The 20980-nt window shown below is 62.0% G+C and carries 12 protein-coding genes; 2 read left to right on the forward strand and 10 right to left on the reverse strand.

Going from position 1 to position 20980, the window contains the following annotated elements:
• Positions 1-284: 284 nt before the first annotated feature.
• On the reverse strand, positions 285-671 hold the full coding sequence (locus EV283_RS10690; RefSeq protein ID WP_130325225.1) for a hypothetical protein: 387 nt from the start codon (positions 669-671) through the stop codon (positions 285-287).
• Positions 668-3265 carry a PAS domain-containing sensor histidine kinase gene (locus EV283_RS10695; RefSeq protein WP_165391757.1) on the reverse strand — a complete coding sequence of 866 codons (2598 nt, stop codon included), beginning with the start codon at positions 3263-3265 and terminating at the stop codon, positions 668-670. The genes EV283_RS10690 and EV283_RS10695 overlap by 4 nt, the downstream gene beginning before the upstream one ends.
• A gap of 928 nt (positions 3266-4193) precedes the next feature.
• Here EV283_RS10695 and EV283_RS10700 point away from each other — a divergent pair.
• Positions 4194-6104 carry an EAL domain-containing protein gene (locus EV283_RS10700; protein WP_165391758.1) on the forward strand — a complete coding sequence of 637 codons (1911 nt, stop codon included), beginning with the start codon at positions 4194-4196 and terminating at the stop codon, positions 6102-6104.
• Positions 6105-6197: 93 nt separating this feature from the next.
• On the opposite strand, the gene EV283_RS10705 is transcribed toward EV283_RS10700, so the two are convergent.
• From EV283_RS10705 to EV283_RS10715, 3 genes are all read right to left on the reverse strand, one after another.
• Positions 6198-8237 (reverse strand): TonB-dependent receptor, encoded by a 2040-nt coding sequence (locus tag EV283_RS10705; RefSeq protein ID WP_165391759.1) that lies wholly within the window; start codon positions 8235-8237, stop codon positions 6198-6200.
• 2 nt (positions 8238-8239) lie between these two features.
• Positions 8240-8743 (reverse strand): YfiR/HmsC family protein, encoded by a 504-nt coding sequence (locus tag EV283_RS10710; protein WP_130325233.1) that lies wholly within the window; start codon positions 8741-8743, stop codon positions 8240-8242.
• Between the two features lie 636 nt (positions 8744-9379).
• A complete protein-coding gene (locus tag EV283_RS10715; RefSeq protein WP_242615914.1) occupies positions 9380-12499 on the reverse strand; it encodes a TonB-dependent receptor in 3120 nt (1039 codons plus the stop codon).
• 287 nt (positions 12500-12786) lie between these two features.
• Here EV283_RS10715 and EV283_RS10720 point away from each other — a divergent pair, with 287 nt between their 5' ends.
• Positions 12787-13314 carry a hypothetical protein gene (locus tag EV283_RS10720; RefSeq protein ID WP_242615915.1) on the forward strand — a complete coding sequence of 176 codons (528 nt, stop codon included), beginning with the start codon at positions 12787-12789 and terminating at the stop codon, positions 13312-13314.
• A gap of 93 nt (positions 13315-13407) precedes the next feature.
• Here EV283_RS10720 and EV283_RS10725 read toward each other — a convergent pair whose 3' ends face one another.
• The 5 genes from EV283_RS10725 to EV283_RS19440 all read right to left on the reverse strand — a co-directional run bounded on the left by EV283_RS10725 (position 13408) and on the right by EV283_RS19440 (position 20664).
• Positions 13408-13686, reverse strand: a complete 279-nt coding sequence (locus EV283_RS10725) for a hypothetical protein (protein ID WP_130325237.1) — start codon at positions 13684-13686, stop codon at positions 13408-13410.
• Positions 13687-13923: 237 nt separating this feature from the next.
• A complete protein-coding gene (locus EV283_RS10730; protein WP_130325239.1) occupies positions 13924-14985 on the reverse strand; it encodes a PepSY-associated TM helix domain-containing protein in 1062 nt (353 codons plus the stop codon).
• Positions 14985-17117: a TonB-dependent receptor gene (locus EV283_RS10735; protein WP_130325241.1), complete on the reverse strand. Its 2133-nt coding sequence runs from the start codon at positions 17115-17117 to the stop codon at positions 14985-14987. Before EV283_RS10735 ends, EV283_RS10730 begins: the two co-directional genes overlap by 1 nt.
• A 481-nt stretch (positions 17118-17598) precedes the next feature.
• The gene (locus EV283_RS19435) at positions 17599-18858 is read right to left on the reverse strand and encodes a TonB-dependent receptor (RefSeq protein WP_242615916.1); all 1260 of its coding nucleotides are present in this window, start codon (positions 18856-18858) and stop codon (positions 17599-17601) included.
• A 15-nt stretch (positions 18859-18873) separates the two neighbouring features.
• Complete coding sequence (locus tag EV283_RS19440) at positions 18874-20664, reverse strand: TonB-dependent receptor plug domain-containing protein (RefSeq protein WP_242615917.1); 1791 nt, start codon at positions 20662-20664, stop codon at positions 18874-18876.
• Positions 20665-20980: the final 316 nt, after the last annotated feature.

A 20980-nucleotide genomic window follows, 5' to 3' on the forward strand; every position in this document is an offset into this window, starting at 1 on the left:
CACTTGAACCTTCGCTACAACAGCGCCGTCGCCTTATGAATTTCGCCGCGACGGCGCAGCTGGGCACTAAACTTACCGCCCGGGCGGCCAATTATTTTACGACCTTGCCTCAGGTCCGTAGACACTTCGCGCGTAGCGATTTTCAGGCGACGAAGCTGGTACGGTGCGCAATGACCAGGATCCCCAACGGAGACGACCGGTCGCAACTTCTGACCGTAACCCGACGGCATTGATGATAAACCCTTTAAGACGATCGACAAATACAGGTTTACCTTCAAAATCCGTCAATCGCGGCGCATGAATATCCAGTACCCGCCCGCGCTGGCAGATTGGATTCGCACCGTCAGCTCCCGGTCGCGATCTTCAAAGTCGCCGACGTGATTGAACTCCAAGTCGAGTGTTCCTGATGCACGAGCACGCTCGACCCGACCGCGAAACTCAGGATTGTCCATGCAGGGTGCGATCTTGCTGAAGAAGTCCAAGCCAAGGCGGTCGTGGTCGCCGGAGCCTGACAGGCGACGCTCCGCCGCACTATAATATTCGACCCTGCCGTCGTCGCCGATCCGGATTGCGCCATAGGGCAACGCATCGACGGTTTCGCTCGGTAGCGCTTCTATCGCCAGCGCCAGATGGGGTTCGTCGAAGTCCGGCAGTTCGGAGGCTTTACTCATGAACGTTTCTCCACCGCTTCGCACTCGATGACCACGGCACCGACGATATGATCGACCGCAACGCCGTTCGATGAGTAGGGCAGCAACAGTCGCTCGAACGTTTCCCGATACCCGTCGCCGACGTTGATCCGGGCATATTCATAGGACGGTTTTCCCGTTAGCGCGCAACGACGATAGGCAGCTTCCTGCGCCGCGATGCTATCATTGCCACTGACCGGCATCTCGGTGGCAGTGAGGCCGTGCGGTACAGCGTTGCGTAAGGTTTCGCCCACCAGTGTGAATGTGAACTGGATCGGCACCTTGCCTAAGTCGATCTGGGCAATCACGACCCGGTGTGGCTCGCTACACGCATTGATCGTAAAGGTATCGAGCATCGGAACGATCGGGCTGGAACGGACGGCACGCCAGTGCTTGAGCAAGGACCGGGTGCAATCAGACTTCAAGCGTAACGCCAGCCGATCTAGCCGCTCGGCATCCGACGCGCGGTGGTCTCGCGCAATGAGAATACGGCGCAGCGCATAGTGCAGGACGGCCGGATTGAAGGGTTTCTGCACGACCGCCTCGCCATTGAGAGCGGCGTCGTTGGCGATTCCCGTCATAAACAGGCAGGGGATGTCTGATCCCAACGCGCGAACCTGCGCGACCAGATCGTTACCAGTCATGTCCGGCATGTCGACGTCGGTAACGAGCACATCGATTGCTCGCGTCCGTAACAAGGCCAGCGCCGCCTCTGCGTCCGCTGCCACGATCACATCGAAGCCGGCGTCAGACAGTCCTTCTGCGACGATGGCGCGGAACTCGGCGTCATCATCGACCAGCAGGACCGTCTCGAAAGCGCGCCCGGTCGCGTTGCAATCGATCTCGTCGCTGCAGGCGACAGAATTGGACGTTTCGAGATCAACCGCGCGTGGCAGGTAGATCGAGAAACTGGTTCCGTGGCCGGGGCGGCTTTCGATACGCAGAGCTCCACCCGATCTTTCCACGAAGCGCTGCACCATCGCGAGGCCCAGCCCGGTCCCCTTGCCGCGCGCTTTGGTGGTGAAGAACGGCTCGGTAATCCGCTGTAAAGTATCGCTGGCCATACCGGGCCCGTCGTCGGCCACAACGATCCTGATCGCGTCTCGCCCGACCAATTCGAGCGGATGATCCGCCGAAGTCGGAGCGGAATTGCTGAGCGCGATATGCACGTGACCACCGCCATTCATCGCGTCGCTGGCATTGTTGGCAAGGTTGAGCAGCGCGGATTGCAATTGCGTAGGGTCTGCAAGCACAGGCCAAAGCTCGTCATCGCAGTCTATCGCGAGCGCGACGTTGCCGCGCATGCCATGCCGAACAAGGTCCGAAATCTCACCGATCGTTCCGGCGAGATCAACGTGCTGCGCGACCACATCCTCCTGCCGCGCAAAGGCCAGAAGTTGCCGTACAAGCGCAGCGCCCCTCTCGGCGGCGCGTTGCCCCATCGTTGCAATCTGATGAATGCGCGGGTCGTCATTGCGGTTCTGGATAATAGTGAATCCGCCGATCACCGCGCCAAGAATGTTATTGAAATCGTGGGCTATGCCGGACGTGAGCTGACCAACCGCTTCTAGCTTTTGGCTCTGCAGTTGCGCAGCCTGTACCGCCTCGCGCCGGGCGATCTCGGCCGTAAGACGTTCATTGGCGTGGTTCAGTGCCGCAGTACAAGCACGAACACGACGCTCGAGGTCAGTATTCAGGTCGCGCAATTCGGCCTCGCGACCAGCCAAGGCCCGCGTCCAGTTCTCCCTCTCGGTGTGATCATAGAAATAGCACACGATGCCGTACCGCTCGTCCGGCAGTGTCACACGCTCGATTCGCCAATCATACGCTTCGCGCGCTTCTAAATCCGCGCGTTGTTCAGACGTCGTTGCTGCTTCATAAGGCATGCCGCTCTCGAGCGTCCGTCGGAAGTGAGCGACCGCTTCGCTAGCGAGGGGCTCGGGCCAGATAGCATGAAGAATGTCGGCGAAATCGCGTCCCACCAGCGGATGGACATTTTCAAACAGTCTCTGGGCGCCACGGCTGACCACACGCAGCCTGAAGTCCGCATCGACCAGGTAGACACCAAAGAGACTGTTCGCGATCAGTGTTTCGAACGTCTCGATCTGGCGCCGAAGCCGGCCTTGTTCCGCTTTGCCGTGCGTAATGTCGCGCATAACGGATACGAAACCGGTGACTTCGCCCTGCTCATCACGTGTCGCAAATGTAGAGCGCTGGACGGCAATAATATCATCGGTTTTGAGGTTGGCGAGCTGCATCTCGCCCTCCCACACGCCGTTCCGCCTCGCGGTCGGCACGACGACGTCGTCGACGAGGTGCCGTTGCTGCGGAACGACGTAATCGGTCAACCGCATCGGAAAAATGTCCGCACCTTCGATGCCGATCAGGCGTCGGCCGGCTGGGTTGAGATAGGCGAGGCGGCCGCCAGCATCGCAAAGGCCGATCAGGTCACCGGTATATTCCGCCATCTGGATGAGCGCGGCGTTTCCCTTTGGAATCGCGTGTAAAGAATCGTCGCGGCGCCCCTTGGCGAGAGGCTCAACGGTTTGACCGTAATTATCGTTTGCATCTTCCATAAATGGCCCCTGCCACCAGGATCGATCCGGATACGCAACAATAACCATATTTCAACGATCGCACCATATCGGTTTTAGTCTGCACCAGAAACTGAGATATTCACGAGCTGCTGTCGGGTGGTCATAAATAGGGCAGGGCGCCTTCCGAATTGTTGGCGGTCCGGCAGCGGTTCAAGGATCTCGATACAGCGATCCCGGCGAAGACAGCCGGCTTACTCGCATCACTGACGCCGATACCATCGGTAAACGGATCGCTGCGGTCGACGTCCGGATGACAATCAACCCGCCTGTCAGCGCCCCGCCCGATGGCGAAACTGCGTTGCCAAACTCATCTGGCAGGCAGAGCAGGCGAACGTGAGGATAGAAGCGACGAATGCCGCGTACGAAGCCAAGGGCATCCTGAAGGCGAGGGGGGCGGCGCTGTCATGCGGTCTCGCAAACGTGGTGAAGCGAGATACTGGCGGCGGATGAGTCCGCCGAGGGTGGATGACTACGCGGTGTCTGTTCCTGCGCTACGGTATCGAAGGTGAAGCGGACGGTCGGCATTTCGGTGGAATTGATCGAAAGCGGGGCACATACCGCCCATGCGCAGCCGCAAAGGCTGGCATATTCCAGCCACAGATTATCTTTGACCCAAAAGGGTTTGTTAGGTTTGTCAGTGGCATGTGGCCTAGACATGCTCAATCGACGGACCATTCGAGGCGCGGCCTTACGCATCGGTCGGCGGACCTCGCACTTTGCTCGACGCGCAAAGGTTCAGGGTCCCCGATCCACGTTTAACGAAGGTCGGACACAGTGCCTCGACGGATTCGCGGAATCCGGCGACGCGTTGGTTGGCGCAGATAGTGCGCCCGAAGTCGCACCGACGTCGCTGCGGCCTCGGTACATCGCTGGTCCCAAGGCTGTCATCGTATTACTCGTGCTAGCCGTGACGCTGTGCCTGGGCACGCTCATCTACGTTCAACACGCCAACAGCCTCATCGTCGACAACGACATGCAGACTGCGGTCAAGTTGAGCGAGATCGCCGCACGCTTCGATCACGAAGATGGGAATCTATACCGCCTGCTGGTGGATGCGTCGGCGAACGGCCGCGCCGCTGACAGTAACACGCGCCTGGCCGATATCCGCCACAGGATCAATCAGATCAGCGTCGACCTCGCTGGGCAGCGAGACGTGCTCGACCCTGAAGACAGCTATCGTGCTACTCGGGCCGTCGCCGAGCTTGGCAAATATGATGACGCGGTTGGCGTGGTATCGTCGATGCTCGAGGTCGACTTTACCGCCAGCGTCACCATGCTGCGCCCGTTTCGCTCCAATGCCGATCGCGTATTGGCCGAGGTCAAGGCGATTGCGGCGTCAGGCATTGCCGATGCTCACCATCACGCCGAGGACGCTGCCTGGCGGACACGGTGGCTTGTCGCCCTGGTCACGGCTGCGGTACTGGTCGTGGCCGGCCTATCCTATGCTTGGCTGGCATTGGCAGCCGAACGCGGTTTGCAGCTGCGGGAGGAGATCCAGCGCCGGAGCGTTGCGGAGCAGGAGGCGCTGTTACTCGCGCGCACCGATGCGCTGACCGGGCTCATCAACCGTCGGGAGTTCGGTAACGCGCTCGAGCTTGCCATAGACGCTGCAACGACTGCTGGCAGCGGATTATCGATCGTGCTGATCGATCTTGACGGCTTCAAGGACGCCAATGACACGCATGGCCATGCTGCCGGTGACACGGTCCTTATGGCGGTTGCGCACCGGCTGCATAGCATCTGTGGGGATCACGGCATAATTGCGCGCCTGGGTGGGGACGAGTTCGCCATCCTCGTGCCGGACGAGAAGGACATGAACGGTGGCATGGCCTTGGCCCGTCAGGCGAGTAACGTGCTGCATCAACCGCTTTCCTGGCGCAGCAACATGATCACGGTCGGTGCCAGCATCGGCGTCTCCCACTTTCCCGAAGACGGGGCCGCTGCCGGCGAGCTACTGCATGCCGCCGACATCGCGATGTACGAGGCCAAGCGCGACAGCAAGGGCGGCGTCTGCCTGTTCTCCCCATCGATGGAAGCCGCGCGGTCTGAGCGGCGTCGCATGGAGCAGGATCTGCGCACGGGTATCGCCCTTGATGAAGTCAAACCCTTCTACCAGCCGATCGTTCGCTTCTCCGATGGCGGCCTTTGCGGCTTTGAGATCCTGGCGCGTTGGCAGCACCCTCGTCTGGGGCTGCTCACGCCCGATGCCTTCATCCGGCTTGCCGATAGTACCGGTCAGATTACGGCGATGACCCATTCGATCCTGAGGCAGGCGTGTATCGATGCCCGGCATATCCCTGCTCACCTGCGGCTGGCGTTGAACATCTCACCGACCCAGTTCGAAGAGCCGGGTCTGGCCGAGACACTGATCGCCATCATCCTCGCCGAAGGTGTGTCGCCAGCGCGGTTCGAGATCGAGATCACCGAGGATGCGGTGATGGACGACATCGTCGCGGCCGAACGCGTTCTGGCAACCTTCCGCAACAGCGGGATGACCGTGGCACTCGACGACTTCGGCACCGGCTATTCCAGTCTATCCAACCTGCGGCGCCTCAGGTTCGACAAGATCAAGATCGATCAGAGCTTCGTCAAATCGCTCACCGAGAGCGTCGAGAGTGAGAAGCTGGTCGACGCGATCATCTCGCTGGCGCTCAGCTTCGGCATGAAGGTGACAGCCGAGGGCATCGAAGACGCCGCGGCCGCCGAGATGCTCTTGCGAAAAGGATGCACGCAGGGGCAGGGCTACTTTTTTGGCAAGCCGGCGTCGTTTGGTGAGGTAGCTTCCCTGCTCAGCCTGCCTTGCGAGGTCGCGGCATAACTCTCTCGGACCCGCTATGAGGCCCAACCGGATCTGAGGATCAGGCCCGGATGAGTTGGTAGCTCGCGACCTCGAACCGTCGTTGACCCTGCCCTAGAATGCGAGGCGTAGGCCACCGCGCACGCGTCGATCCGCGGGGATAGGGGATACCGCCGCGCCGTTGGCCAGGGACAGGTTCTCGCCGGCCACAAACGCTTCGAGCGCAGGAGTCAGGCGGAAGCCAATGCGAGCATCGAGAGCAAGCGCATCATCTACATGGTAGAGGAGAAGCTGCGGGGTCGAGGAGAACGCAAATTGGCGGGTCGCCGACGTGTAGCGCGCTACGCCGGCAATCGACAGCCTCCCGGCGTCATAGCCCAATGTGAGATTGGCCTTGCGAACCGGTGTCGTTGATCTGGGCGACAGAGCATAGGGGATGGGAAGCGTAAGCGCCGTCAACTGCTCGTCGGTGTGCGTCCAGGTGTAATTGCTACGCCATGTAAGACTCCCGATCGCGCCGGAGGCGGACAGCTCGGTTCCATAGGTGGTGTAATTTCCCGTAGCCCGAAACCGGGCAACCAGCGAGGGTTGCGGCGACAGGAACAGCTCGGTCTGCAGACCATCGCCTGGTGAGGCAATGGCGTTCTCGGTCCTTGTGACAAAGGCGGTGGCCTCGAGGCGGGTGGCGCCAAGCGCATGGCTATAGCTCATCTCACCGCTCCACATGAGCACGGGCGAGAGGCGTGGGGAGCCTGCAACGAAGACCGGAATCGGCGACGGTGTGGCGATCGGCAGGCGGCTTCCGAATGTTGCGAGCGAAGGCAGCTGGTATCCGCGGCCGCCGTTGATGCGCAGCAGGCCCTGCTTGCCGGTATGAACGAGCAACGCGGCATTGAAACTGAACCGGCTGAAGGCGCGGTCGAAATCACGGGGATCGTCATAGGCGGGCTGGGCAATCATACCCGACTGATGGAGCCAGAGCTGGTCGAGCCGCCCGGCAACGGTCAGCGAGACACGATCATCCGGATGCAGGTCGAGCATCGCGTTGCCCGATACGACGTCATAGGCGATGCGCTCGGCAAACTGGAACGCGGAGACCAAACGATTGTTGCGGTACTCCACCCCCAGCCGCAGCATGTTAGCGCTGTCCAAGCTCACCAACGTGGATGCCTGCGTGACGATGATCCTGTTCTTGAGCACAAGCGCTTCGTTGGCGTTCGCGATCGTGCCGGCACCATATTCGGCGTTAAGCCAGTTGATGTAGCCGTTCAGCGTGACGCCACCCCAGCTCGTGTCCCGCGCGACCGAGCCATGGACGTTGCTGCTGCGATAGTGCTGGTTGGACAGCAGCTGGCTTGGCAGATACTCGACTTGCCTGTTGACGGCATGACCACCGCCGATAACAGCCTCCAGTCCGTCGAATGTGCCGGTAACATCACCCGAAATCTGGTCGCTGGCGACATCAAAGACGCTGAGGGGCTGCGCAAGCCTCGACGAGACGTTGCGCTCGTCCTCGCGCGCATGAGCGCCGGCCACGCGAAGTCCGATCATCGGCGTGATGGGCAACGTCAGCGATCCCGCCAGCTTGCCGATTCCGTGGTTGCCCAGTTCCGCCGTTGCGGCTGCCGACGGAGCATCCCCGACACGCCGGGTGATAATGTTGACGACGCCGCTGGCAGCGTTGAACCCGAACAGGGCATTGGCAGGGCCACGGACCAGCTCGATCTGCTGAATCTCCTCCAGCTGGACGCCGAGCAGGTTCCAGTCGGTCATTCCGTAATGATCGAGATAGACCTGACGGCCGTCGACCAGAACGAGCAGCCGCGCATTGTATGTCTGCACGCCGCCGCGAACGGCAACATCGCTCTGACCCGCAGTCCAGCGGTTCACATCGACGCCGGCATAGGTCTTGAGTAACCCGGGGACATCACGCGCAGGCGAGCGGGCGATATCGGTCCGCGTGATGACGACAGTCGATGCGGGCAATTCGGAGGCACGTTGCGGCTTCCCGGTGACACTGGTCGTGACCGGCTCCCCGACCGTCTCCTGTAACGCCTGATAGTCGACGGCCTGTGCGAGCGCCGTCGCAGGGCATAGTGCAACGCCAGTCAGCAGAAGCAGACGCAGGCTCGCGCACGGAACAGATACGCGCATTGTCAGATTTCCTTGACCAGCATGAGGAATGCCGATCCGAAGCGGATATTGGCGGCTCGGGCCGCGGCCCGGTTGACGGTGATCTGGACCTTGGGCGAGGCGGTGACGCCAACCACGCAACGGCCGGTTTGCACGCATGCGCGGTCCGAGGATATGGTCAGGACCGATGCCCGGTTTGCAGCTATGGCAATGCTGCCCTGTTCCGTGCGCAGGCCTGCGGTCACAAATGCTACCCGGTATCCCGACAGCGAGCCCATCGTCGAGACCGGCACGCGATGGGCCCGGACGACGCTGCGTCCGACAGATAACCCTGACCCTATTGCTCGCTCGATCGATGCGGCCTCCGCTTCAGAAGCCGCGTCGCCAGGGTCATAGACGATGGCGACCGTAATCAGTCCTGTGGGACTTGGCTGAACGAACGATACGACACGCACCGCGATCGGTACGTTGAGTTCTGCAGCGAGCGGCGCGGCGCAACCCAGCGCAATAGGGCCGACCGCCAACATCCAAGGCTTTAACAAGATAGTCCCCCGCGCGTCCGCTCCAGCGGTTCGCAGAGGTGCATGACACCGAGACGTCTACGCCAGGTTAATTCCGCATGTTTTGCGGCTGTTACGCGACGTCATGGCTCCCTTGGCACGTCAACCGGCGTAAATGGCCGTTCGTCCAGACTCTGTTGCACGGCAGCCACGCGTCCCTAACGCTGCCGTTCAGCCGCTTGGACTTCGATCTCTGAAGATGCCGTTGGTTCAGAAGCGTTGGTCCCATGGGTTGTGCAACAGCGGGCCCTCCATTTGGCATACAAAGCGGCTGCGCTGAGGTTCGCTGGATCAGGATTTTAATCCATCTGCATTCAACTCGACGAGACCATAGCGACCCATCTGCTCGGGCACGAACCGTCCGTCGGCTGGCCAAGTGTCGTAGTACCCAGCCTTCCGCCTCAACGACGGTCGGCTCCCTCTGCCGGCAGCGGGCGCGGCGTTCCGTCCAAAGCCAGTATAATCCAGTCTACTGATCGGTACCGCGGCATGAGCAGCCTCTCTCCACGATCACGGGCGGAGTCCCTCCCGGCTTTTTTCAAATAAAAAAAAGGGCGGCAGGTCGATGACCCGCCGCCCCAGATATCAGTCCCGAAGGTTCGATTACATGTCGATAGTCAGGCCGACGAACAGGTAACGGCCGATCGCCTCGTAGATGCCTGGATAGGTGTTGCCATTGCCGAGCGAACCGATCGGCGACGCCGTGGCGCTCAGGATCGGCGGCGTCTTGTCGAGGATGTTGTTCACGCCCATGCGGTAGGTGAACTTGTCGGCGACCCGCACCGTGGCGGCCAGATCAAAATAGTTCTGTGCCTTCACGCGGGCATCGTTGGCGAAGAACGAACCGGCCAGATCGCTGTCGCTGCTGGTGCGCTCGAACTTCGTTGCCGACAGGTACCGCCAGTTGCCGGACAGACCGATACCGTTCGGCGTCGTCAGCGATACACGAGCCTGATGACGCCACTTGGACATCGGATAGAGGCACTGCGCGCCGTACAGGCCTGCGCAATCGAACTTCGCACCAACCTTGTCCGACGTGAACTTGTCGACATAGGTGCCGTTGAACGACAGCCCGATCGTGCCGATGCTGTCCGACCGATAGGTGTAGCCCGCCGACGTTTCGATGCCCTGCGTCGTCAGCGATCCCGCGTTGACGTTGGTATCGACGATGTAGCCAGCATTACCCTGCCACAACGTGCCACTGGCGTCGCGTTTGATGGCGCTGCAGAATTGCTGGTCGGCGGTCTGGAGGCACTGCGCGATGATCGTGTCCGCGCCGATGACGCCGATGCGGTCCTTGAGCTTGATGCGGAAGCCATCGACCGACAGGTTGAAGCCCGGCAGGAACGACGGACGCAGGATCACGCCGGCGGTGAACGTATCGGCCTTTTCGGGACGAAGGTTCGGGTTGCCGCCCAGCAGGCCGTTATACTGCTCGGACGGGTTGGCCGCGATTAGGCCGAAACGGTTCGCCGGCACGCCGGTCAGCGCGCACTGCGCCGCGGTGTTGCCGTTGACCAGACCGTTGACTGCGGCGCCGGCGCACGGGTCCGTCGCACCGTCTAGCTGGACCGACTGCTGTGCGAACAATTCCTGCGTGTTCGGTGCACGCACCGCACGGTTGTAGCCACCACGGAAGCGGATGTCCGAAATCGGCGCCCAGACCAGTTCGCCCTTGTACGAGCTTGCCGACCCGGCGGTGCTGTAGCTCGAATAGCGATAGCCACCGTTGACGGTCAGCTCATTGAAGAACGGACGATCGCTGACGAGCGGCACCTGGATTTCGCCGAACGCTTCCTTGACGTTGTAGCTGCCGCGGATCGGCAGTGTCGCGCCGCCCTGGCCGGCCAGATCGCCGCTCAGGAACGCGTTGTCGACCTCGAGGCTCAGCGATTCCTTGCGATACTCACCACCGACGTTCAGCGCGATGCCTTCGTTCGCGAACGGCGACTGAACGCCGTATTCGCCGCCCTTGAAGGTGAACGATGCGTTGAGGACCGTCTCCTTGTTCTCACCCGACTGGAAGCCCGGCGTCTGGACATAGTTCAGCGCTGCTGGGGAGATGCCGGCGGATCCGAAGATGTTCAGCGGAACGCAGTTCGGGTCGGTACCGTCGACGACCGACCGGCAGACCGCCTGGCCGTTCGTCGCCGAACCCGGGCGCGTATCGGTGATGGCATCGAGCGCGCGCGTCGTACGCGACACCGAGAATTCGTTGCGATACACCTGGTTGAATACGGTGCTGCCGAACTGGCCGTATGCCTCGTACGAGATACCCTTGTCGAGCGTGCCGCTCGCACCGGCAACGAAGCGGTATTGCGTGTGGCGGAGATCGGCCTGGCGACCGCCACCTTCGACGTTGCGGCGGCCGATGCGGACATTGGCCTGCTGGTACTGCGAACCGTCCGGGTTGGTCAGGTTGATGACGTTGCCGTTCGCGTCCCGCACCAGGTTGGTGTCACGGAAGAAGGTAGCCTTCTGCGCGGCCGACAGGAACGGGTTGTTGCTGTTCAGGACCGAGGTGTTGTTGAAGTCGCCCGACGGTGCGATCTGCGCCACCGAACGGTCGTCCATGAACATGAAATCGGCGTAGGGCTTGAACGCGTCGCTGACTTCGTACTTTGCGAGGAAGCCTGCGGTATAGCGCTTATCCGGACGCTGATAATAGTTCAGCGGGTTGGCGTTATACAGCGTCGTACCAGGCACGAGCTGGCCTGCGGAATCGAGCGTATAGCCGGTTGGCGGCCCGCCCTCGACGGCGTCGTTGAGCGAGAAGTTTGCCGGGAACGCGGTTGCGGATCCGCCGCAGACATAGTCGTTGCCGACATTGCCCGTCGGTGCGTTGAGGCCGCACGCGCTGTAGTCGCGCGAGCCCTGCAGGATCGCACCGATCTTGCGGTAGCCGCCATAGCCGACGATGTGGCCGCGGCCGTCGCTGGTGCCGACGCCAACCTTGAAGTTGATGTCGAACTGCGTCCCGTCGAACGACTGACCGGTCGGTGCCGAATTGCCGGCGGTGGTGTTCAGCGCCTTGAAGCGGTCGCTGCGGTTGTTGTGGTTGTAGATGCCGCCCGATGCATCGACACTGAAGCCCTCGTAATCGGTGTCGAGCACGAAGTTGACGACGCCGCCGATCGCATCCGAACCGTAAACCGACCCTGCGCCGCCGGTCAGGACGTCGACGCGCTTGATCAGCGACGCCGGGATCATGTTGACGTCGGCAGCCGCGCTCGCGGTGCTGCTCGACGACGGGTTGCCCGGCATCAGGCGGCGGCCGTTGATCAGCACCAGCGTGCGCGATTCACCCAGATTGCGCAGGTTGACCGTCGCCGTGCCGGTCGAGCCGTTCGATACCGACGAGTTCTGCGCGGCGAAGGCCGATGGCAGGCTGTTCAGAACGTCTTCGATGCGCGTCGCGCCGCGCAGCTTGATCTCCGCCGCGTTGACGACGGTCACCGGGCTGGCCGACGTCAGGTTCGGGTTCGAGATACGCGAACCGGTAACGACGATGTCGCCGCCGCCGGTCGTCCCGGCTGCAGCATGATCCTCGCTCGGCGTGTTGGAGATCGCGGGCGTCGTGGCGGCTGCGCCGTCATCGCTCGCCGTGCCCTGAGGCGCGGGGGCGGGGGCCGGGGCGGGCGCCGTTGCGGTCTGGGCAAAGGCCGGCAACGCGCCAACCGCGCCTGCCATCATCGTCGACGCCAGCAGGCAATCTCGAAACATGTGGTTACGCATAGTTCTAATTGGTCCCTTTTCGGTATCGGCGGATTGTCGCGCAACACGATCTATTATGTGGTCGGATGACCCCGTTGGCGTCGATTTTTACAAACCGGACGTGCCTTGTCCAAAACAAAGTTATAAATTGGTCACAGCTCGTCGCATTACGTCAGCATTGTTACCCAATGGCAACAGTCCGGGAGGGATCGCAGTGCCGACCGTGTTGAGGGGCGATTGCCGCACGCCGTATGGCGGCGTATCGCTCGCCCCCGAGGCAAGTTTAAGGGAGTGATATGCGGGTCGTGATGATGCCGACATTGACCGGTTTGATCGGGACCGCGGCAATCGCAGCAACGACGACCGCTGCCACACCGCGCAATACAGAGCGGGCGCCTTTACTGACGGCGGTTACGCAGTGTCGCGCCGTTGCAGACGCTGCTGCCCGACTCGCATGCTTCGATAAATCGGTAGCGGCACTGGATACAGCCGAGGCCAACATGGCCGTGGTCGTCATCGATCGGCAACAGGTGGACGAAACACGCCGCAACCTGTTTGGCGTCGCGCTTCCCGACACGGGGCTGTTCGGCAGCGGCAACGATCTGTCACAGATCGAGACGACACTGACGCGTGCCTCTGTGGATGACTCCGGCCGCTGGAGCTTCGTTCTCGCAAACGGCACACGGTGGACGCAGACCGACGACTATATAATCGCGCGGCCGCCCCGGGCGAACGACAAAGTGCTCATAAAGCGCGCCGCGCTTGGTAGCTTTCGATTGAGTGTCGGCGGGCAACCCGGCGTAAAGGCCAAGCGGCAAATTTAGCGCGTCAGCATTGCCAGATAATGATGGCTCTAGAGCGCCGAGGATCCGCCGACCGGTTTGGCGCAGTCCTGCGGGACCTTCAAAAACGGGCGATCACGGTTCGTTGTTCTTGATTTCTATGATTTCGTTGTTCGAAAGTCCTGCGCCTTCGTCGTGCAAGAAGTTCAAAAGGTCGCCAACGTCTTTCGGTCCAAACTGCAGGTCGAGGTCATTCATACGAATGGTAATCGCTTTTCGTCTATCGGCGGACAAACCGGCAACGAGTTCAACGCAATCCTCTAGTGTTCCCTGTCCTATGACGTCTGCGGTCACGTCGCCCGACGCATCGACGAGGTGAATCGTCGCCGGCTCGCTCAAGGGGTATGTCGTCATCGCGCGTCCTTCCAGTCGGTGTTCCTAGGAGAACGCACTGGCGTTCATATCGGGCACACTGACACGCGCCGCCCCGATCTCCTGCAACCCGGCAGTCGCTTGGCCGCCAAGTCAAAATCGAACGTGAACAGGCGGGGGTCTTATGGTGGCCAAGGGACCAGAATGTCGCCTTATGAGTATCAAGCTTCGTAACGAACCGGTCATTCGCGCATCAGACATTATGACGAACGTCCTGCTTCAGATGCGTTTCCGCTTCCGCCGATTGCTCTGGCCAATGTTCCATTTCGTCCGCCAGAAGCCGTATACCGCCAGGCTACCAAGCAGCGTCAGTACGATGCCCGACACGGTCATGGCGAGTTTCCACGCAATGCCGCCGGTCTTGGCAGCGTGCACGGGGTAAAGTTTCTCGCGGATCGATGCCGCCGTTCCCCGGGTCGCCGGATCGTCATAAGCCACGATCCTCAGCGTAGCCGGATCGGCGTACACGAACGTCCGTCCGTTCGGTGTCCATTCGAACGATTGGCGGAGGCGCAGCACGATGGGCGTGCCGGGCTTGCGCGGCATCTGCAGGCGGCGAAGTTCGGCACCAGGAAACATCGCGGCCGCCGCGGTGAAAAGCGGCTTCAAGTCATGCGCGGATGGCGTAACCCGGACGCTGTCGACTTTGGGTGGGTGCGACCGTGTTTCGGCAAGCAAGGGCCCGCCCAGCGCGGGAAAAACCATCAGAACGCCCGTCACCAGCGACACGAGCAGCAACGGCGCCGTCACGACGCCCATGTCTCGGTGGTGATGGACGATGGCGCCGGGCTTCATCGTCGCGGGCCATAGCCGCAGGCGGAAGCGGCTGCGCATCCGCCACCACAGGATTAATCCGGTAATGAGGAAGAACAGGCCCGTCAGCCCGGCAACCCCTGTCATCGTCTCGCCGGCATCGCCGATCAGAAGGTGATGATGGAGATCGAACACCCACAATTCCGGTCGCTGCCATGCCGAGGACCAGCGTTCGACCGTCTCGCCGGCCTGACTGACATAGGCACCGCTGCCGTCTGCGAAGAGGACCTGATGCACGCCCAGACCGTCGCCTGCGAAGGTGATGCGGTCGATCGGGGACGGCGCTTGCGATACTGCGTCGACCGCCCGGGCCAGCGATCCCGGATCGGGCCGGACTGTATCGCCGGCGTGCGCAACGAAGGTCACCTGGTTCCGCCATACGAGCAGCGTACCGGTGAGACCCAGTACCGCCAGCAGCAGGCCGCCGATCGCGCCGATCCAGCGATGCAGCAGGGACAGGATGCGCATCAAAAGCCGGCCTGCCAGCTCAACGTGAAGTTGCGACCACGCCCGGTATAGAAGCGCGCATTGTCGGTCGGACCCTGCGTATCGCTATAGTAAGTGACGTAGTCGGTATTGCCGAGATTCTGCACGCTCAACATCACCCGGCCGACCGGGAGTTCATAGGCGACATACGCGTCGAACAGCCGATAGCCGACGAAGTCGTTGGCGATCGGCTGTCCCTGGAAGCGGCGGGACAAATAATAGCGTCCCTGTACCCGTGCACTCAGGCGTCCGCGGGTATAATCCAGGTTGAGGTTCAGACGATCCGGCGAGATGTTGGCGCCGTCCAGATCGGCATCGAAAATGCCATCGGCATTGGTGTCGGTGCGCCCGCTCAGATGACTGAATCCAGTGCCAACCTTGAGACCGGGCAGCGGGGTGCGAACAGCGAGGTTCAGTTCCAGACCCTCGATGTCGATCGGCTGGCGTGCAACGTTGAAGAACCCGTCGCTGCTGCGGACGAGCACCTGCCCCAGATCGCTCGACGACCAATAATAGGTCACGCTGGCGTCCAGCGGCCCTTGTTTCACTTCGACGCCGATCTCGCGGTTGTTCGAGATCACCGGGGTCAGATCGAGAAAGTCGCTGATCCGGACGTTCGGCTGGCTGATACCGCGCAGGACACGCCCAATGTCGGCGATCGTGTAACCCTCGGCATAGCTGCCATAGGCGCGGATACCCTTGACCGGCTCCAGCACGACACCGCCGTTCCACAATGCGCGGTCGAAGGACGGCTTGCCGCCAATGACGGCCCGCGCGCTGGCACTCGCAAGCGTCGTATAGTCAGGGATATCGAGCTGTACGGTCTCGTAGCGGACCCCGCCTGCGACCCTGACGACACCATCGAACAGTTTGAGATTGGCCTGGCCGAACGGCGCGAGGCTGCGAAAATCGGTTTGCGGAACCCAATTACGGCCGGTCTGCACCAGATCCTGCTTGGTGCGGTCGATCAACGCGTCGAACCCGGCAGTCAGCGTCAGTGCCTTGAGCCCCGGCACCGTGCGTTCATAGCTGATCTTGCCGCCGAGCTTGCGCGAGACGTTGCGCGACTGGTCGAACACCGTGCCAACCGGAGCGATCCTCGCATCCTGAAACGTCGCGAGGACACCACCGGCGAACGTGTCGCTGGTCCGGTTGTAAAAGCCCTGAAGCGTGAACGCCCCGCCAAGCACATTGCCGTCCGTCAGCGATGCCGACACCATCTCGGCCAGGCCCGTGGAGGGTTGGCCCGGCGTTTCGCCTCGCCGGCTGGTGGCGGGGATGCCCAGAGCCCGGTCGCCGTCGACCGCGACATAGTGATTGTTGCCCTCCAGCTTGAAGCGGTTGGCGATCACCTCGAACCGGGCGGTGTCGGACAGATCGACGCCGACCCGGCCAAAGAAGGCCAGGCTGTCCGTATCCTGAATTTCGCTCTGGTTCCCGTCGAGGCCGATGCGCCGCCTACGGCCATCGACGAAGACGCCGCGCCGCTCGAACGCGACACCGCCGGTCGCATCGAACCGGCCGCTGCGCATGCTGACGAGGCCGGCGATCTTCCCGCCGAGCGACGACCCTGCGAAATCGTCGCCGCTGTTACCCTGAAGCAGCGTGCGTCCGCTCCAGCCGTTTTGCTTCGGCGCGCTCGCGGTGACCTGATTGACGACGCCGCCGGTCGCACCGATGCCCTGTAAGGCGTTGGAGCCGTAGATCACCTCGACGCGGTCGATGAAGAAGGGATCGATGGTATAGCCGTCGCGTGCGCCGTCCCGGATCGGCGTGCTCTGCGGAATGCCGTTGATCGCATAGAGCGGCGAGCGACCGCGCAGCGTTTCGCCGAAGCCGGTAATCTTTTCGCGTGTGGGCGAGAAGGCCGGCAGCAGCGCCGAGATCGCATCGACGACCGAGCCGGAAACTGCGACCTGGCGCGACAGCGTCTCGCGGTCGATCACGTCCACGGTCAGGGGCAGCGCGCTGGCGGGCAGGTTCGTGCGTGCAGCCGTTACGACGATATCCTCCCGCCGGGCGTCGTCCGCGCGATCGCCAGCGTGTATCTCCTGTGCCCTCGCGATACCTGTCGACAGGACACTTGCGGCGATCATGCCGAATGCGATCTTCATTCTATTTCCCTTCGTGAAGGCGATAGAAGCAGACCTCTTTAATTGCAATCAGTTCTCATTAGCATGTGTATTTTGGGTTGCTAGGCTCGGTGATTTGAGATGGGGCATAGGCGATGCGGCCAAGTTCCATACGGAAAACTACCGGCCAGACGTGGTCGTGGCGTGCAGTCATGTGCGTCAGAGATGGCTATGGCCGGGGGGTTATCGCTCCGCGTTCCGCGGCGCGACGCAGTGTGGATCGTTGCCAAGGACCGCGTCACATCCGTGCCGCCGCTTCCGACGCCGCCGCCTCCGCGCACATGTGAACAGGCGACGTCAATCTCTTACGCGTACCTCGGCTTGAGCGCGGTCTCATACACCAGGGGGGGTGACGACTGCGGGCTGGGCTTTATCCCGGTTCGCCTGCACCAACCATCCAAAGCCATTGGTACGAAAAAGGGCCCGCCGCCGCCGGCGAGCCCTGTAATCCTTGCGTCGTGCTTTAGAACCGCATGGTGGCGCCCACCGCGACGTTACGACCGAGCGAGTCGTAGCGCGCGGGGACCGTGTTGCTCCGGGCGAGGCTGATGTCGTATGAATTCGCGAGGATCGGCGGGGTCTTGTCGAGCAAATTGTTGGCGATGAACCGCAGCGAGAAGTCCTTGGCGATCGCGAACGACAGCGCCAGGTCGAAATAGCTGGCGGGCGCGATGTGGTAGAAGGTCGTGCGTGCCCGCTCCGGCGTGCCGCCGATCGCTTCGTCGCCCGAATTGTCCGCGCTGGTCAGCGAGCCGACATAGCGCCAGTTGAACGACGCGCTGACGATGCCGTCGCCGGTGGTGTAGGTCGTCCGCAGGCCGTGCGACCATTTCGGCAGCAACTGGCTGCATCCGTTCCCGTAATAGCCGACGCAGTTGCGCTTGGGCTGGAGCGGCGAATCCTGGCTGCCCGCGAATGTCGTCAGCGACCCGTTGAAGTTCCAGTCGACCTTGCCCGCGCCGCCGAGCGCGAGCGTATATTGCGCCTGGAAATCGATCCCGCGGGAAATCGACTTGTAATAGTTGGTCGTGCCCTGGCGGATGAAGCCGCTGGTCGGGTTGCTGCTGGCCGGTGCATAGAGGATACCGGTGCCCGGCTGGCGGACGATGCCCGAGCAGAAGAACGGATCGCCGTTCGAGCGCTGGCAGCCATCGGTGTAGTAGGTATAATCGTTATACCCCAGCGAGTTGTCGATCCTGATCTGATAGCGATCGACCGAGAACACCAGACCGCGAACGAAGCTCGGCTTCACCACCAGGCCGTAGGTCAAGGTGTAGGCGGTCTCCGGGTCCGCGGTGTATCCACCCGACTGGACGGTGCACTGGTTGCCGTCGCCCTGATTACACAGCAGCGTGGGGCTGCCGTACAGCGCGTCCGACAGCCCGGTCGCACGGCAGACGTCGCGCGACGCAACGGGCGTGCCATAGCTGATGGCGCCGGTGGTCGGATTGGTCGTGACGGTCGGCGCGCAGAAATCATTCTGCGAGCCGCCTTGCAGGCCATAGCTGATGTTCCGCGCCTGGCCGATCTCGATCACCGTCGGTGCGCGCTGCGCCTTGTTGTACGACCCGCGGAACGTCAGATCGCTGACGGGTGCGTAGATGCCTTCAATCTTCCAGGTGTTGAAGGTCTTGGGATTGCTGCTGTATTTCGACACGCGGTAGCCACCGTTCGCCTGCAACAGATGTGCGAAGGGTCGATCCTCGATCAGCGGCGCCTGCACCTCGATGTTCGATTCTCAGATACTCTGCGAGATGTCGAGGTCGTTGCCGCCGTTCAGGTCGCGGTAGAAGGTGTCGGCGGTCGACGTGTAGTTGTCGTGACGATATTCGGCGCCGAGCGCGATCGCCACGCCCTGGGTGGCGAGCGGGGAGGTGACGCCGTATTTGCCGAGATCACCGGTCACCGAGATCAGCCCGTCCCAAAGCGTCCCCACGCCCTTGGTGCTGCCGCCGGGTGCGGTGAACAGCCAGCTCGCCAGCGGCTGGCCGGGGGTGTTGGCGGTGAAGGCGTTGAACGGCACGCAGCCCGCGACGCCGCTGGCGCAGGTCGCCACGCCGTTGACGTTGACGACGTCGAGTGACTGGTTGATTCGGTTGTAATCGGGGAGGTTACCGTAATTTACGACCTGCTGGTTGCGGGCGTAGACTCCGCCGACGTCCCAGGTCCAGATATCGTCGACCTTGCCGCGGAAGCCACCGGTCGCGCGAACGCCGCTGTTGATATAGGTATCGGGAATATCGGCGAGATCGTTGAAGCGATAACGAAGCTCGATCGGTGCCTTCGTGTTCGTCCCCGCCGCACCGCCACAGATCGCGGTCGCCTGCGACCCCGACAGATACGGATTGTTGCAGTTCACCTGATAGGGCTGGTCGCCATAGACGGTGTAGCTGTAGATTCGTGCCGGATAGACGTTCTCGGACTTGTCGCGGAACCAGATGCCCGATCCGTAGACTTCGATATCGGAGGTCAGATCCGCGCTGACGAAGCCGCCCGCGTTCCACCGCTCCGACCCGCGCTGATAGGAATAGCCGTCATACGGGTTGGCCGCGTTGCCCGCTCCCACGCCGTAGGGCACGAAGGCGCGCGTACCGTTTGGATCGTTGACGTAGGTGGCCCCGTTGTTCGCGCCCGAACGCGGCGAGACGTAGCCGCTGCGCGAATAGGTCGAGAGCGAGCAGGAGAGCGGGCCGTCCTTGCCCGTCTGGATCAGCTGGCATGCCGAGGTGGATCGCGCGTCATAGTCGACCGCATCGGTGTGGCGATAGTTGACGAAAGCCGACACGCGCAGCTTGCCGTCGAACAGCTTCTTGCCCGCGGTCACGGTGATGTCGGCGCGGCCGCCGTCGTTGCTGAAACCGCGCGGGCTGCCGAAACTGTTCGCGCGCGCCAGCGACGAGACGATCGTGTCCTTGTTATCGTGGTTGTAGAAATTATAGTTGCCGTCGATCTGCAGCCCTTCGAAATCCTTCTTCAGGATGAAGTTGACCACGCCCGCGACCGCATCAGACCCATAGACTGACGAGGCGCCACCGGTCAGCACGTCGACGCGTTCGAGCAGCGACGGCGGTATGATCCCGACATCCGCGCCGTTCTGCGTGCCGATGCGCTTGCCATCGATCAAGGTCAGCGTGCGCTCGAAGCCCAGGCTGCGCAGCTTGATACGCTGACGACCGTCCGAATCCTGATAATTCTGCTGCGCGTCCGGCGCGATCTGCGGCAGGCGGTTGAGTACGTCCTCGATGTTGGTCGGTGCCTGCGCACGGATGTCCTGCGCGGTCACCGACGTGATCGGTGCGGCCGACGTCATGTTCGGGCGCTGGATGCGGGATCCGGTCACGACGACCGTGTCGTCCGATGCGGGTGCAGGATCGGGTGCGGCAAGCGCAGTCGCAGCGTTCGCCCCGACCTTGGCCTGTGCGGGTGTCTGAGCGGGATCCGCTGCGATATCCTGCGCCATTGCCGGGACCGCGCAGAACAAGAGCGACCCCGCAAGAGCGATACGCGACACCGTCTGGTCGAAGATCATATACTCGCCCCTTATCCGGCTGCGCCCTGACGCTTTGACCGACAGATTTCTTTGATTTGATGCATTGGTCAATACCCAAACAATACCTATCCAATGCATTCATGTTGAATTGTTGCGTAATGACATTCTAAACTGGCACTACGGCGGATAGGTTTAGATGGATCGCTGGCGACGCGGTCGATGCGGTCGACGCGGAAGTCGGGTTACGGTCCCGCAGTGCCGAGACTGACAAGTGAGCGTCGGGCGGGGGCTGGCCAATGAGCGTCTGGTCACGGCTCGCCGAACGAACGGCAGCTTACCGTCGATCGCCGCCGGT

It is taken from the genome of Sphingomonas sp. BK036 (assembly GCF_004216825.1).
In the GTDB taxonomy this organism is placed as follows: Bacteria; Pseudomonadota; Alphaproteobacteria; order Sphingomonadales; family Sphingomonadaceae; genus Sphingomonas.

Coding starts and splice junctions, on each gene's coding strand:
- EV283_RS10720 (WP_242615915.1), top strand. CDS start 12,787: ATGCGGGTCGTGATGATGCCGACATTGACCGGTTTGATCGGGACCGCG.
- EV283_RS10695 (WP_165391757.1), bottom strand. CDS start 3,265: ATGGAAGATGCAAACGATAATTACGGTCAAACCGTTGAGCCTCTCGCC.
- EV283_RS10710 (WP_130325233.1), bottom strand. CDS start 8,743: ATGTTGGCGGTCGGCCCTATTGCGCTGGGTTGCGCCGCGCCGCTCGCT.
- EV283_RS19440 (WP_242615917.1), bottom strand. CDS start 20,664: ATGATCTTCGACCAGACGGTGTCGCGTATCGCTCTTGCGGGGTCGCTC.
- EV283_RS10715 (WP_242615914.1), bottom strand. CDS start 12,499: ATGTTTCGAGATTGCCTGCTGGCGTCGACGATGATGGCAGGCGCGGTT.
- EV283_RS10705 (WP_165391759.1), bottom strand. CDS start 8,237: ATGCGCGTATCTGTTCCGTGCGCGAGCCTGCGTCTGCTTCTGCTGACT.
- EV283_RS10735 (WP_130325241.1), bottom strand. CDS start 17,117: ATGAAGATCGCATTCGGCATGATCGCCGCAAGTGTCCTGTCGACAGGT.
- EV283_RS10730 (WP_130325239.1), bottom strand. CDS start 14,985: ATGCGCATCCTGTCCCTGCTGCATCGCTGGATCGGCGCGATCGGCGGC.
- EV283_RS10725 (WP_130325237.1), bottom strand. CDS start 13,686: ATGACGACATACCCCTTGAGCGAGCCGGCGACGATTCACCTCGTCGAT.
- EV283_RS10690 (WP_130325225.1), bottom strand. CDS start 671: ATGAGTAAAGCCTCCGAACTGCCGGACTTCGACGAACCCCATCTGGCG.